The organism is Moritella sp. 24 (assembly GCF_018219155.1).
Classification (GTDB): Bacteria; Pseudomonadota; Gammaproteobacteria; order Enterobacterales; family Moritellaceae; genus Moritella.
Window position 1 is genome coordinate 2,341,830 of record NZ_CP056123.1, and the last position, 15,217, is coordinate 2,357,046.

A 15,217-nucleotide genomic window follows, 5' to 3' on the forward strand; every position below is an offset into this window, starting at 1 on the left:
TACAACCACAGTATGACAAAAACCATGTCGAAATAATGTAAAAATGTCAAAAAGATGTCGAAAACATTAATTCTACACTGTCCTAGCTAGACTGCCGCTATTGTTATCCAGTTTGGAAATTTGATATGCCAGCCAGTATCACCTCTATTACAGAACACAAAGACGGGCCGAAACACTCATCGACCCCATTATTGTCAATTGTGGTCCCATTTTTTAATGAAGATGAAGTCCTTACCGAATGCCATCAACGTGTCATAGCGGTACTTGATAACTTATCAGCCCCTTGTGAAGTAATATATGTGGATGACGGCAGTTCAGATAAATCATGGTCACAAGTAATAACATTCAGCGCAACTAACCACACAATTCGCAGCATTAAGTTAAGCCGTAACTTCGGCAAAGAAGCAGCAATGACGGCTGGAATGGCGAACACAACAGGTAAAGCAGTCATCATTTTAGATGCAGATCTACAAGATCCACCAGAGTTAATCCCACAAATGATTTATGAATGGGAAAAGGGCTACGACGTTGTCAATATGCAACGTAAAGAACGCCATGGTGAAAACTGGCTAAAACGGTCTACGGCACACCTCTTTTATAAGGTCATTAATCGTCTAGCGGATATTGAAATGCCCCAAAATGTAGGCGATTTTCGTTTACTCGACCGTAAAGTTGTTGATGTCATTAATAATCTACCGGAACGTAATCGCTTTATGAAAGGGCTGTTATCTTGGCCTGGATTCAACACTTGTACCCTCCAGTTTGATCGTGATGCACGACAAGCGGGTATTACAAAGTGGAACTACTCTAAACTCGTTCATCTTGCTTTCGAGGGAATCACCTCTTTTAGTATTAGGCCACTGCGTATCGCAACAGCGGCAGGGCTCGTTACATCCATCATCTCGGTACTCATGGCAATCATACTTGTCAGTAAAACGCTATTTTTCGGTGACCCGGTGGCAGGATACCCATCTATGATGACAGTAATGCTATTACTTGGCGGCATACAATTATTATCCATAGGACTAATGGGTGAATATGTCGGCCGATTATTTATCGAATCAAAACAACGTCCAAATTTTATTGTCATGAATGAGCAAACAACAGAACCTAATTCGGCATTTAACAAGACGAGTCATCACGCACACAACTCTAATTTCAAACAAGGCTAGTAGTAACATGTTTAAAGCACTAAACCGTTTATCCCTGACCCAAATAGCAATAACACTCGTTGTTGTCGCGATGGCAATACGCCTATTCACCCTCGGTTTCTTTCCACTTATGGATACAACCGAAGCACGCTATGGTGAAATGGCAAGGATCATGGCCGAAACCGGCAATTGGATCACACCGATGTTCGACTACAATGTGCCATTTTGGGGTAAACCGCCATTATTCACTTGGATGAGCGCAGGAGGAATCAATTTATTCGGCTTAAATGAGTTTGCCGTTAGATTACCGCATTTATTGGCTGGTGGATTAATATTGTTCATCGTTGCCCTACTTGCTTACCGTATCATACCTTCACGCAATGTGGATGAACGTAAACAAGAGGCATGGTTAGCAGCAGGTATTCTCGCTACGACAGCGACATTCATTGTTGTCTCTGGTGCTGTAATGACAGATACAGCATTGACGCTGGGCATTACCTTAAGCATGACTGCATTCTGGCTAAACTATAAAAACAAGTCGACATTATGGGGACATCTATTCTTCATTGGCCTGACAATAGGCATGCTGGCTAAAGGTCCGTTAGCATTAGTACTTATTGGCATGAGCTTATTTATTTGGGCACTGTTCAATAAAACTTGGATGAGTATGTTCCGTAGTTTACCTTGGGTTACAGGTATTCCACTTTTCCTTGCAACAAGCTTACCTTGGTACATCATTGCAGAGTACTCTTCTCCAGGTTTCCTTAATTACTTTATTATTGGCGAACACGTTAAACGCTTCTTAGTCAGCGGTTGGCAGGGTGATTTATACGGCACTGCGCACAAAGAAATAAAAGGAACGATTTGGGTATTTGCATTTGTTTCAGCACTGCCTTGGACACCGATATTCATATATCAATGGATCAAGAGTTTACAAATCACGAAGAAAACCAAACTTGATACAAAAATACAGCAAGACGATGATACAACAGAGCTGAATTACACGAGCTTCTTATGGGCTTGGTTACTCGCACCATTATTATTATTCACATTCAGCGGTAATATTCTATCTAGCTATGTGATGCCTTGCTTACCTGCGTTCGCGTTACTTATGGTGACATACCAACGTAATAATCCGCTTTCAAGCAAGGTGTATAAAACAGGCCTTATTACTCCTATATTAATCTTAATTGTTGCTATTTTATTACGAACTGAAATGACAGGAAAACAATCTGAAAAAAGACTTATGCAAACATGGTCAAAGCAGGCGCAAAATAAAGAATTAATTTATATTGATAAACGCCCCTTCTCTGCTCAGTTTTATTCTAAAGGTGTAGCCGTTGAGCGTAAGGTGAAATTAGAAGTCGCAGTACAAACAATTACCAAAGACACCTATTTTGTCACTCGACGATCAAATGAAACAGCGCTACTGATAACCAGTTTACCGCAGTGTAATATCATTGAAAAAGCAAAGAAACGCATGCTTGTACTCTGTAATGCTAACTAACATTATTGATATTAGAATAACGATGTTAGCGTCAGTTAAGTATTATTGACATAAAAAGCAAGCTAGTCTTATCGTCTAGCTTGCTTTTTATTAAAGAACACTGAAACAAAGTAATAAAAGAAGCTAAAATAACCTACAATGAAAGGAGTATCACTAACGAAGAAACAATCATGCATATACTAATAACGGGCGGCACAGGTTTCATCGGCCAAGCGTTCATCAATACTTTTCAAGCCGATTATGACTTTACGGTATTAACCCGTGACATTAGTAATGCCAAAAAAATCTTCCCGCATATATCCAGTAACAATATCAAATTTATCTCTCAGCTACATGAATTACCCAGCGCGGTCCATATTGACGCTGTTATCAATTTAGCAGGCTCTCCCATTATGGATAAAATGTGGACAGCGAAACACAAGCATATTCTAGAATCTAGCCGCTGGGAAACAACTCAACACCTCGTAGATTTAATATCCACAAAAACAATCACACCAAGCGTCTTTATTAGTGGCTCCGCGATTGGCGCCTACGGTCGTCAAGATGACACGCCCATTGATGAAAAGCATATAAAACATTACCCTGAATACGCGAGTTATCTATGTGAACACTGGGAGGAAATTGCACGTACAACCTGCGCATCAGTCAGAACGATAATCTTACGTACTGGTATTGTGCTGGATAAAGAAAAAGGTGCACTAAAAAAAATGGAGTTTCCTTTCAAATTAGGACTTGGAGGGCCGATAGGGAAAGGAGATCAATACATGTCATGGATACACATTGACGATATGGTTGCCGCAATCAATTATTTACTTCAGGAACAGTCAGCGCATGGCACGTTTAACTTAACCGCACCAACACCAGTGACCAACACCGAATTCTCCCATAAGCTCGCCGCCAGTTTTGGGAAAAAAGCACGTTTGACAACCCCCACCCTTATTTTACGCTTACTACTTGGTGAACGATCGGATCTCATTATTTATGGACAACGCGTATTACCAACCCGATTACTTGAATCCGGTTTTACTTTTCACTTCGATACATTAGAGCAAGCATTCGCAGCTATCTATGATTAGTTTACTGTATATTATGGGCAATTAGACGGGGTTTAAATGCTCACGTTCATGCTAACTTTCAGCATCCGCCTTTCTTGCTAGTCTCATTGCATCCAAAATATTAACAAGCCATATACAAATTAATACGAGTGTTGCAAGGTGCATATCTTGAGTATCAATGCTTGCCATTTGCTGTGACACCACGTTGTTAATACTATATAAATCAAGGCTGCCACCAGAGCGCATCACTTTGTCCACGATTAACTGCGTTTGTGTCATGGTAATGTCGATGATGTAATAAAGCGGCAATGCGGCAGCAATAGCAAACACAGCCGCCATGATATACTTCTTTAGCCACCAATGTGCGGCACCGGGAAATACAAATGCAGCTAATAACCCTGCCTTAACGATTTTATTCATGATTGTTCCCGTCCTAACTCATCGCACTATAAAAATATAATGGTAATAATAACAAGGATAAAGAATGAAATGCTACCCGTAACGGTTTAAATATGAATCCGGCAAGCAATAATATAAATATCATTAAACAGTAGTGATAGCTCGCGGTACTTGATAACACCTCTAAATCAAACCAAATCACGTCATCAACAGTCAACTTCTCCCATGCAAGTAAAATTAAATTTAAAAGTTCATTAACTACATGAATTAGAATTTGACTAAGCCTTGGTGCAATAGTAAAGAGCATGACTGCGGTGAGTAATACAGGTAATACTAATACGCTAAAAACAGGTATAAATATCAAGTTAACGACCACTGATATCCAACTAAACCCTGAAAACACAGTTGCTTGAAGCGGTAATATAAACAACGTTAATAATACCTGGCTATAGAAAACCCGCTTACACTTATTATAACAATGTGTTAGCACGTATTTAACACGGTTATTTTCAGATAAATTAATATGTTCTTTTTGAATAAGCCAAATCAGCACAAACACAGATGCTATTGCAGAGAAAGACAACCAAAAACTAATTGAAAAAACCGTTAAAGGATCGAACAACAAAGTAACGACTAGCATGGTCGAGAACATTTGCAATAACGTTATTTTATAATGTTGAAACCGATATAAGCAGTGAAGACTCAGTAACACTATCGCCCTTAACGCAGGTAATGAGAACCCTGCTATCCACGCATAAAACAGCGCAGACATTAATCCAAACGACAAACTAATGAATAAATAATATTGGCATCGACATAATCTTAATAACCCCTGTACACAAATAAAACTAAATCCAAAAATAAGTCCAATATGTAAACCTGATATAGCAACGAGATGGCCAATACCTAATAACTTAAATTGATACCAGAGTTCGTCAGTAATATAACTGCGGTCACCAAATGTGAGCGCATATAATAATGGATTCGGTTTGCTAGGTAATAAAGACCTAAACACTTGGTATAAATCCCCTCGAAAAGTTAAATTAGAGTTAAGTATTTCTCCCTTTTTAATCATTCCCGAATATTGAATGTGTCGTGATAACAAGCGAGATTTAAATGAAGAGATGTTATTTTCATCAAAATAGGCATTTGAGTTAGTCAATCGTATTTTAAATCGCCATATTTGACCTATACCTACCTCCCCAGGGTAGTTATAGTCCGCCGACGGCCAGCTTAATGCGAGTGTAGGTTGTAGAGCCGATAAGACTTCATCACCGATCTTAATAACCTTTACATCAAACGAAAGTAGGTTTTTTTTATTTACTAATGTTATTACCTTAGCTGTTATGATATTGTCATGTGCTACTTTAATCGGTGCTTGCTTGTATTGAGATGGCGTACCCTGAAATAACGTATTGGCTTCATTTATTACGCTATTTTTATATAAAATTGACCAACTTAATACAACGAATATAAGCACGAATGTAGGTGGCAGTTTAATGTAATAAAAGATAAAGGCAGTAACAGTCATTATCGTAATATATTGAATGCGCTCAATATCGACAAAGAACATACTTATTAATATGGAAATGGAAAGTAGTATGCCCTTTACGGTCATTCCTTACCCCAGAGAATTGATTAGAATTATGCCTAAGAATTTTATTAAAAAATATCTCCCAGACCCTGAATCTATCAAAGAACATAAGCACCTTAAGATCTTTGGTGATCTATTACACAACGCAAATCTTTGGCATTTAAATCGTCGCTCAGCCGCCGGTGCTTTTGCTGTAGGTCTTTTTATGGCGTTTGTACCTGTGCCTTTTCAAATGTTGTTAGCCGCTGGTTTTGCTATTCTGTTTCGAGTTAACTTGCCTTTATCTGTCGCACTTGTGTGGTTATCAAACCCTGTGACAATGCCCCCTATGTTTTACGCTACTTATGTTTTAGGTGCATGGTTATTACAGGTGCCTGTTCATCCATTTTCGTTTGAGTTAACAATGGACTGGTTAATGCAAGCCATCTCATTATATGGCCCAGCCTTTTTACTTGGCTGTTTTGTATCCGGTACATTCTTTTCTATTCTTGGTTATTTTAGTATTCGCTGGTTATGGCGTTGGAAAATTATTAATGCTTGGAAGAAACGTAAAGGGTCACGCACAAAATAACGTGTAAAAATGAGAAGGCCACATCACTTAATCAGTGATGTGGCCTTTTTTATATATAAAATTAGACGTTTAAAGCAACAAGCTATCGGTTATTACTTATTACCTAATTCACGCGCAGGTTGTACAGAACACGCTTTATTCGCAGGATATATCGTAGCAATTACACTCATTGCCATTGCTACCCCACCCACAATTAGCACATCATTCAACGCTAGCTGTGACGGTAAGAAATCAATAAAGTAGATATCACCCGATAAGAACTCATGCCCTATTAATTTTTCAATAAACTTAATAATCGCAGTTAGGTTTTCTGAAATAAGAATACCCAGAACAGTACCCGACACAACACCAAGAATACCGTTAATGCCACCGTGCACAATAAAGATCAAACGCAGTAGTGCATTCGATGCACCCATAGTTTTTAAAATCGCAATATCTGCGCGTTTATCATTAACAGCCATCACCAAGGTCGTGACAATATTGAAGCAAGCAACTGCGATAACGAGTATTAAGATCACATACATCAAGCTTTTCACCATTTGAATATCTTGATATAAAAAGCCCTGACTCGTCATCCAACTGCGTATATAAACGTAATGACCTAATTTATTACCTGCTTCACGGACAATACGATTCGCGGCAAAAATATCCGATACCTTAATACTCAAACCATCAGCTTTAAAGGCTTTACCTTGAATATCTTGCGCTGCACTTAAAGGAACGTAAGCAAGGTTGTTGTCTAATTGACCACTGAGGTGAATAATACCAGAAACAGTAAAGCGAAAACGACGTGGCGCTTTAAAAGACTTATCTGATTGCTGAGATAACAATACCGTAACCGCATCGCCTAAGCTTAAATTCAACTCTTTCGCAATACCGCGGCCAATAACCACCTGACGATTATTACTTGGATCATTCAGACTGCCCCAAGAGCCTTCTGCTACATAACGATATACTTCAGATACTTGTTTTTCAGCATCGCTGTTAACCGCACGCATTTGCACCGCTTTTAACGCGTTACCTTTTTGTAATAAGCCATTCAATTTGATAAACGGTGCAACGCCAACAACTTCTGGATGTTCAAGTAATGTCGTTTGTGCTTCTTCCCAGTCATCAAAAGGCTTACTAACACCTTCTAGCTCGCCATTAGGAACAACCGCTAGGATTCGATTTTTAAGCTCATACTCAAATCCATTCATCGCAGAAAGACCAATAATAAGTACCATCACACCTAATGCGATACCAACCGTAGATGATGCAGATATGAATGCAATAAAGCCATTACGACGCTTAGACGATGTATATCTTAATCCGATATAAGCCGCTAACGGACGAAACATTACACACCCTCCACAACAGTATTATTCTGCTTAATGTCATCATTCGCTAATACACCATCAACCATGTGTAACGTACGACCAAGTCTATTCGCTAATTGTTCATCATGTGTCACGATGATAAATGCTGTATCACAAGTTTCATTCAATTCTTTAATCAAATTAAATATGGTCTCAGCACTGCTTTGATCTAAATTACCCGTTGGTTCATCCGCTAAAACAAGGTTTGGTTCATTAATGAGTGCACGTGCAATAGCAACACGTTGACGTTCACCACCAGACAATTCACTTGGCTTATGCTCAACGCGATGCGATAGACCGACACGCTCCAACATGGTTAAGGCTTTTTCCTTTGCAAGCGTCACTTTCATTCCTGCGATCAATAACGGCATACATACATTTTCTAATGCCGTAAACTCATTAAGCAGGTGATGAAATTGATACACAAACCCCATGTTTTGGTTACGCATAGCCGCTTGTTGCTTTTCAGACATACTATGTATATTAACACCGTTAAGATGTACAGCCCCTGCGGTTGGCGTATCTAACGCCCCCATCAAATGTAATAGCGTGCTTTTACCTGAGCCAGAGCGACCAACAATCGCAATCAACTCCCCTTTTTCGACCGTCAATGACACATTTTTTAATACGTGGGTATCAAGGTTACCTTCTTGATAAACTTTTTCGAGATTGTTGCAAACTAATAAAGAATTATTCATAACGTAATGCCTCGGCAGGTTTAACATTTGCCGCTCTAAATGCAGGATAAAGTGTTGCGAGTAGACTTAATGCAATCGCACCGAAGATAATTGCCGCGATCTGCGACCAATCAAATAAAACAGGTAATAGTCGAGCGCCACCCGATGCTTGGGCTAGCAAGTTTAGACCAATCAGTGACATGAACTCGTTAAGGTTCGCTGCAAGTGCAATGCCCATAATGCCACCAGCAATCGCCCCTAACACACCTGTCCAAGCGCCTTGGATCATAAATATTTGAACAATCGTAGGTCTGTTCATACCGAGTGTTTTCATGATTGCGACATCTGTTTCTTTCTCTGTCACTAACATGACTAAAGACGACAGAATATTAAATACGGCAACCGTGATAATTAAGAACAATAACAAGCCAATCATGTTCTTTTCCATTTTCACTGCTTGGAACAATTCGCCACGTGCGGTTTGCCAATCTACCGAATCAAAACTGGAGAAGAAATCACGCGACGATAGTTCGTTAACCGAAAACGGATCATGTACAAACACACGATGTTGCATTGGACTGCCCGCTTTTATACGCGCTAATCGACCCGCATCGGTAATATTCACCAATACTTGTGTAGCTTCAACATTAGAACCAACCGAATATATCCCAATAACAGTAAACTTACGCTGGCTAGGCACTCGGCCCATTGGCGTAAAGACGCTGCCCTTCGTCGAAATAAGTCTGACTTTATCACCTAACTTAACACTCAGCGACTTTGCCATACTACGACCTATAATGATGTTGTATTTACCCCGTTGTAATAATGAAATATCACCGATAAGCATGTTCTGGCGTATGACATCCCACTCAGGGTAAGATGCGGGGTCAATACCTTGCAACTGTGCACCTTGGATCTGACTCTTACTTTGCACCATCGCATCGGCTTGCAAGAAGGGGGTCACGGCGGCGACTAACGGATCTTTGGCTAATTCAACCAAACTTTTATCGGTATCTATCTCACCGACTTTTGGTGTGACAATCACATGAGGAACTGCACCCAGAATACGGGTTTTAAGATCTTGCTCAAAACCATTCATTACCGAAAGCACTGTAATCAACGCCAATACACCAATGGTAATGCCAGCTGTCGAGAATAAGGTAATGAATGAAACAAACCGGTTATTGCGCTTAGAGCGGGTATAACGCAAACCTATGAATAAACTTAGAGGGTAATACATAAATATAATTAAGAAGACCTTGCTAAAAACTGGTATTCATTCTAGAGACATGGCTACTAATGAGCAAGTAAAATCACGCCTTCACATCAACTTGTGATCGATTAGTTATTCTGGTTTAAAACAGCGCCTTAAAAGAGTCAACCAATAAACTAAACAAGATAAATGCAAATTAATATGCCACAATAGCAGGTTAGCAATCTAGAAAAGGATGACAACAAGTGACTCAACAATATTTTTCTATACAACACAGTTTATCTGTCAATATTGAACCTGTTTCTATTGATCACGTCCCCACATCTAGACTGGCACTTGAAAACGAAATGCCAATTCCATTTAAAATGGCCAATGATGTCGCTGAAATCGATAGTAATGCTTTACGTTCAATTCGAAATATCGGAGAACAAGCTGACGCGCTGGCTGATTTTTTACAGATGCAAAATAACAAAATAAACTTGATCATGGGTTATGTATTAGCACAACAAGATAACCCTGAATCACGTTTTAATACCACCTTATTTGGTGCCGGCGAAATCAAATTTATCGCCCATGACAACTTAACATTAGAGCAAGCCGTCCGTATAAAAATCTTTTTACCTAGCGACTCAGCGGCTATCTATTGTTACGGCACTATCTCGGCACGTGAAACACAAGAAGGCGATGAAAACCTCATTGAGTATACCGCGTCGTATACACGAATTCGCGACATAGACCGAGAAATATTAATCCGTGCGACATTGCGTATTCAACAGTTACAGCTAAAGCAACGCGCTGAATTACGCCAGCAGAATGGTCAACAAGACGACCAACAAATCAATCCTCAATAATTACGATTAGATTACTGAAAACTATGAAATCAACAGCTATTCTTTCTCTACCGTTACCAAAAAAACAAGGCGATAAGATCGCCTATGGTAACCTTGTTGGCAGTAGCCTCGCATTCACACTTGCAGAGCTGTGTTCACAAACTAAAACGCCTATTCTTGCGGTTGTCGCCGACACGCCAAGCGCATTAAAGTTAGAACAAGAGGTGCGTCATTTTTTACCCGATGACAAACCTCTGATCACCTTCCCTGACTGGGAAACATTGCCTTATGATAATTTCTCTCCTCATCAAGATATTATCTCGCAACGTATTCATGCCCTACACCGTTTTCAACAAACCACCAGCGGCCTGATTATTGTCTCAGTAAGTACATTGATGCAGCGTATTGCGCCCGTAAGCTTTTTGGCTCAACATAGCTTGATTGTCAAAACTGGCGATAAGATTGATATGCATGCAATGCGTCAACGCTTAGAGGCTAGCGGCTATAATGCGGTAGAACAAGTATTAGAGCATGGTGAATTCTCTGCCCGTGGGTCAATTCTTGATTTATATCCGATGGGCAGCCCATCACCTTTTAGAATCGATTTTTTTGATGATGAAGTGGAAGAAATCCGCGGTTTTAATACCGAAACACAGCGTTCAGAAGACACGCTTAAAGCGATTAATCTACTACCTGCACATGAATTTCCAACAGACGGTAAAGCAATTGAATTATTCCGTCAGCAATTCAGAGAGTTATTCACCCCTTCTCGTGAAGCTGAATCAATTTATCAGCAAGTAAGCAAAGGTTTCTTACCTACCGGTATCGAGTATTACCACCCGCTTTTCTTAACTGAAACAGCAACGCTATTTGATTACTTGCCGAAGCAGTTAACGATCGCGCAAGTTGGCGAGTTACACCAAGCATCGCTTGTATTTTTCCAAGATGTTGAAAATCGCTACGAAGATCGCCGTCATGATATTCAGCGGCCATTACTCGAACCAAAAGCGCTGTATCTACCAGTTGACGAGCTCTTTCAATCTCTGGGGCAGTACAGTAAAGTCAGTTTAAGTACAGAATCACTGAACGACAAAGCCGGTCATACCAACCTTAGCTTTAGCACGTTACCAGACATTGCGGTCAATCATCAGAAAAAAGCCCCCCTTGCCCCACTGCTTGAATTTATTGAAGCGTTCGACGGCAAAATTATTTTTAGTGTTGAATCTGAAGGTCGACGCGAAACATTATTAGAGTTACTTGAAAAAACCAAATTAAAGCCAAAAACAATCACAGGTATCGCTAAATTTCTGAAAACGAAACCTGCTATCGGTATTTGGGTTAGCCAATGTGAAAATAGCTTCATTATTGACGATCTTAATGTCGCGATAATTTGTGAAAATGAATTGCTTGGTCACAAGATCATTCAACGTCGCCGTACCGACAAAAAAGTACAAGCGAATAACGATGCGCTGGTTAGAAACTTAACAGAACTCAGTATTGGCCAGCCCGTTGTTCATATAGAACATGGTGTTGGTCGCTATTTAGGCCTACAGATCATCGAAAATGCAGGTATGGCGACGGAGTTCTTAACGCTAGAATACGCGAACTCCGCAAAACTCTATGTGCCCGTGTCAGCCTTACACCTTATCAGCCGTTATAGCGGTGCCGGTGAAGCATCAGCGCCTTTACATAAGCTTGGTAGTGATAGTTGGGAAAAATCCAAGACAAAAGCAATGGAGCGCGTTCGTGATGTTGCTGCAGAGCTATTGGATATTTACGCACAACGAGCTGCAAAAAGTGGTTTCCAATACAAATGTGATAAAGAGTCTTACGCTGCTTTTGCTGACGGCTTCCCATATGAAGAAACCGATGATCAGAAAACAGCCATTCAAGCCGTTATGGACGATATGCGTCAAGACAAGACCATGGACCGTTTGGTGTGTGGTGACGTAGGCTTTGGTAAAACAGAAGTCGCAATGCGTGCTGCATTCATGTCGATCATGAATGACAAACAAGTTGCCGTTCTCGTTCCGACTACTCTACTTGCTCAGCAACACTTTGAAAATTTCAAAGACCGTTTTGCTAACTGGCCTGTGCGTGTTGAGGTTATCTCTCGCTTTAAAACAGCAAAAGAACAAAAGCTTATTTTAGCCGATGTCCAAGCGGGTAAAGTTGACCTACTGATCGGTACACATAAACTTCTCAGTAATAAAATTGAATTTAACGATCTTGGTTTGCTTATTATTGATGAAGAGCACCGCTTTGGTGTTCGCCAAAAAGAAAAAGTAAAAGCCCTGCGTGCCGACATTGATATTCTAACGTTAACCGCAACGCCAATTCCAAGAACCTTAAACATGGCGATGAATGGCATGCGTGATTTATCTATCATTGCCACACCACCAGCAAAACGTTTAGCCGTTAAAACCTTTGTCCGCCAGTATGAGGATAATGTTGTTAAAGAAGCGATCATGCGTGAGATTATGCGTGGTGGCCAAGTTTACTTCTTACATAACAATGTAGATTCTATCGATAAAACGGCCGAAGCGCTTTCACAGCTTATTCCTGAAGCGCGTGTTGTTAGCGCTCATGGTCAAATGGCAGAACGCGAATTAGAATCCGTGATGTCAGATTTTTACCATCAGCGTTTTAATGTATTAGTGTGTACTACTATTATTGAAACCGGTATCGACATTCCCACTGCTAACACGATTATTATGGACCGCGCAGACAACCTCGGTTTAGCACAGCTTCACCAATTACGAGGACGTGTGGGTCGTTCGCATCATCAAGCTTATGCCTATTTATTAACACCACACCCGAAACGTATCACCAGTGATGCGAAAAAACGTCTTGAAGCAATTGCTTCTCTTGAAGATCTCGGTGCTGGTTTTACGCTCGCAACACACGATCTTGAGATCCGTGGTGCCGGTGAATTACTGGGTGATGAACAAAGCGGCCAAATATCATCTGTTGGCTTCTCGCTGTATATGGAAATGTTAGACCAAGCAGTGAAAAGTATTAAAGAAGGTAAATCGGTTTCTCTTGAAGAAGCACTCAAAAATCAGACTGAAATAGAGCTACGTATACCAGCACTATTACCCGATGATTACATCCATGACGTCAATACACGATTATCATTGTATAAGCGCATCGCAAGTTGCCAAGATGAATTACAACTACGTGAAGTTCAAGTAGAACTAATTGATCGTTTTGGTTTATTACCCGACAATGCTAAAAATTTGATTCGTCAAACCGAGTTAAAACTACAAGCTGAGCCTTTAGGTATTAAACGACTTGAAATCGGTCCCGCTGGTGGATATATTAGCTTTGGAGAAGATAATCAGGTTGATGTGGGTTATCTCATTCGTCTTATCCAGCAACAACCACGTGTATATAGCATGGATGGACCATCAAAATTGAAGTTTGCAATCAAATCACCGGATGCAAAAGATCGTGTAAAATTAGTAGAAGCAATGCTAGTTGAATTTGCAAAAAATAAGATTGCAGGAGTTAAACGTTGAAAAAATCGTTAATCAGTTTATTAGTCGGCTTATCTGTTGGCAGTTCTTTTGCAGTAAGTGCTGCAGAAGAAGAACGTTGGTTTGAAGTCGAAGTCATTTTATTCGAGCGTAATCTGGATCCAGCTAAAGTGATCGAACATTGGGATCAGTCTTTATACCCGACGTATTCTAAAAAGAATAAAGACCCGATGGCATTATTCATTAACAATGATAATTTAATTACGCCAAATGGTACCGACAACAGTTATGAACAAGCTTTAACCAGCAATGTAAATGGTGTACAGCCGACGCTTATTGACGGTAGTGATACGCTCCCAGTCTTTGGTTCTGACCAAGATAACCTTGTTTCACATGATCAAAATAAAGATGCTAATTTAATTACAGCAACCAACGTTGTAATTGATGGCGCTAACTTAAAAGATAACATAAAAGATCCTGCTCTACAGATCGTGCCTGCAAATGAATTACAACTTGCAGAACAATTTACAGCATTAAACGATCACGCCAACTACAATGTTGTTTTGCACACTGCATGGCGTATGCAGCCTAAAGCACGTAACGCTGCAATACCAATTCGCCTGTTTGCTGGCCAAAATTACCAACAATCTTACAAGCAAAATGGTGATGCCATCATCAAAAAAGTATTGCCTGTTGAAGCGTCTGTAATCACGGAAGACTTAGCAAGTATTAACAACGTTGATAGTGCCAACAATGTGATTGACCTTGATAATGCAGCAACTATCAATGACGGTATCGTGATAAAAACAACGAATGCTGAAACTGTAGTAGAGACAGTTGTAGTAGACAACGTTCCAGCAGAAGCAGCAACTCCGGTTTGGAAGATAGATGGTGAGTTAACTATTTATCTCGAACATTATCTTTATGCAAAGACAGACTTATTTGTTCGCAAAGAAGGTACTAAAACACTTACTGCGCCTGAAATGATCACAAGTAAGTCAATGAATAAAGAAGTCGCGACGAATATTGAGAAAGTGGACTTACTTGAGTTATTGGGCATTCATTTAGAGCCTAAACAAGCTAATCATCAAGATATTCTATTAGCGAACGCACAAGCTGAAGCTGAGAATTTTGTTATTGATGAAGTCGTTCCTGAGCAAGTTCTCACTGAAGATGGCTTAGTACTAGCAGACGATAACGCGTTACCACAAGGTAAAAAAATACCTTTCTTAAATAGCTATCCAATGCAGCAATTGCGTGTAATTCGTAGTGGAGAGATCCACTACCTCGACCACCCTATGTTTGGCATGTTAATTCAAATAAGAAAATATGAACCGCCAATGCCAGAAGTAACAGAGGAAGAGGCGACTCAATAGGGTTCGA

Annotated in this window: 12 protein-coding genes; 7 read left to right on the plus strand and 5 right to left on the minus strand. The window is 40.1% G+C overall.

Annotation, left to right across the window (positions count from 1 at the left end; all coding sequences use genetic code 11):
* The first annotated feature begins 125 nt into the window (after positions 1-125).
* The 3 genes from HWV00_RS10480 to HWV00_RS10490 all read left to right on the plus strand — a co-directional run bounded on the left by HWV00_RS10480 (position 126) and on the right by HWV00_RS10490 (position 3,734).
* On the plus strand, positions 126-1,172 hold the full coding sequence (locus tag HWV00_RS10480; RefSeq protein ID WP_211680961.1) for a glycosyltransferase family 2 protein: 1,047 nt from the start codon (positions 126-128) through the stop codon (positions 1,170-1,172).
* A gap of 7 nt (positions 1,173-1,179) precedes the next feature.
* A complete protein-coding gene (locus tag HWV00_RS10485; protein ID WP_211680963.1) occupies positions 1,180-2,658 on the plus strand; it encodes a glycosyltransferase family 39 protein in 1,479 nt (492 codons plus the stop codon).
* A gap of 170 nt (positions 2,659-2,828) precedes the next feature.
* Positions 2,829-3,734 carry a TIGR01777 family oxidoreductase gene (locus HWV00_RS10490; protein ID WP_211680965.1) on the plus strand — a complete coding sequence of 302 codons (906 nt, stop codon included), beginning with the start codon at positions 2,829-2,831 and terminating at the stop codon, positions 3,732-3,734.
* A 51-nt stretch (positions 3,735-3,785) separates the two neighbouring features.
* Here the strand turns inward: HWV00_RS10490 and HWV00_RS10495 are convergent, their stop codons facing one another.
* Positions 3,786-4,133 (minus strand): hypothetical protein, encoded by a 348-nt coding sequence (locus HWV00_RS10495; protein ID WP_211680967.1) that lies wholly within the window; start codon positions 4,131-4,133, stop codon positions 3,786-3,788.
* A gap of 13 nt (positions 4,134-4,146) precedes the next feature.
* Positions 4,147-5,730, minus strand: a complete 1,584-nt coding sequence (locus tag HWV00_RS10500; RefSeq protein ID WP_255554480.1) for a ComEC/Rec2 family competence protein — start codon at positions 5,728-5,730, stop codon at positions 4,147-4,149.
* A gap of 28 nt (positions 5,731-5,758) precedes the next feature.
* Between HWV00_RS10500 and HWV00_RS10505 the strand changes: the two genes are divergently transcribed.
* Positions 5,759-6,277 (plus strand): DUF2062 domain-containing protein, encoded by a 519-nt coding sequence (locus tag HWV00_RS10505; RefSeq protein ID WP_211680969.1) that lies wholly within the window; start codon positions 5,759-5,761, stop codon positions 6,275-6,277.
* A gap of 92 nt (positions 6,278-6,369) precedes the next feature.
* Here the strand turns inward: HWV00_RS10505 and lolE are convergent, their stop codons facing one another.
* The 3 genes from lolE to HWV00_RS10520 are packed head-to-tail and all read right to left on the minus strand — an operon-like array spanning position 6,370 to position 9,552.
* Positions 6,370-7,617, minus strand: a complete 1,248-nt coding sequence (gene lolE, locus HWV00_RS10510) for a lipoprotein-releasing ABC transporter permease subunit LolE (protein WP_211680971.1) — start codon at positions 7,615-7,617, stop codon at positions 6,370-6,372.
* Positions 7,617-8,333 (minus strand): lipoprotein-releasing ABC transporter ATP-binding protein LolD, encoded by a 717-nt coding sequence (gene lolD / locus HWV00_RS10515; protein ID WP_211680973.1) that lies wholly within the window; start codon positions 8,331-8,333, stop codon positions 7,617-7,619. The genes lolE and lolD overlap by 1 nt, the downstream gene beginning before the upstream one ends.
* Positions 8,326-9,552 carry a lipoprotein-releasing ABC transporter permease subunit gene (locus HWV00_RS10520; RefSeq protein WP_211680975.1) on the minus strand — a complete coding sequence of 409 codons (1,227 nt, stop codon included), beginning with the start codon at positions 9,550-9,552 and terminating at the stop codon, positions 8,326-8,328. The genes lolD and HWV00_RS10520 overlap by 8 nt, the downstream gene beginning before the upstream one ends.
* Before the next feature lie 218 nt (positions 9,553-9,770).
* On the opposite strand from HWV00_RS10520, the gene HWV00_RS10525 reads away from it, so the two are divergent.
* From HWV00_RS10525 to HWV00_RS10535, 3 genes are read left to right on the plus strand one after another with little or no spacing between them, the layout of a single operon-like run.
* Complete coding sequence (locus tag HWV00_RS10525) at positions 9,771-10,376, plus strand: hypothetical protein (RefSeq protein ID WP_211680978.1); 606 nt, start codon at positions 9,771-9,773, stop codon at positions 10,374-10,376.
* A gap of 23 nt (positions 10,377-10,399) precedes the next feature.
* Complete coding sequence (gene mfd / locus HWV00_RS10530) at positions 10,400-13,876, plus strand: transcription-repair coupling factor (protein ID WP_211680980.1); 3,477 nt, start codon at positions 10,400-10,402, stop codon at positions 13,874-13,876.
* Positions 13,873-15,210 (plus strand): CsiV family protein, encoded by a 1,338-nt coding sequence (locus HWV00_RS10535; RefSeq protein ID WP_211680982.1) that lies wholly within the window; start codon positions 13,873-13,875, stop codon positions 15,208-15,210. The genes mfd and HWV00_RS10535 overlap by 4 nt, the downstream gene beginning before the upstream one ends.
* Positions 15,211-15,217: the final 7 nt, after the last annotated feature.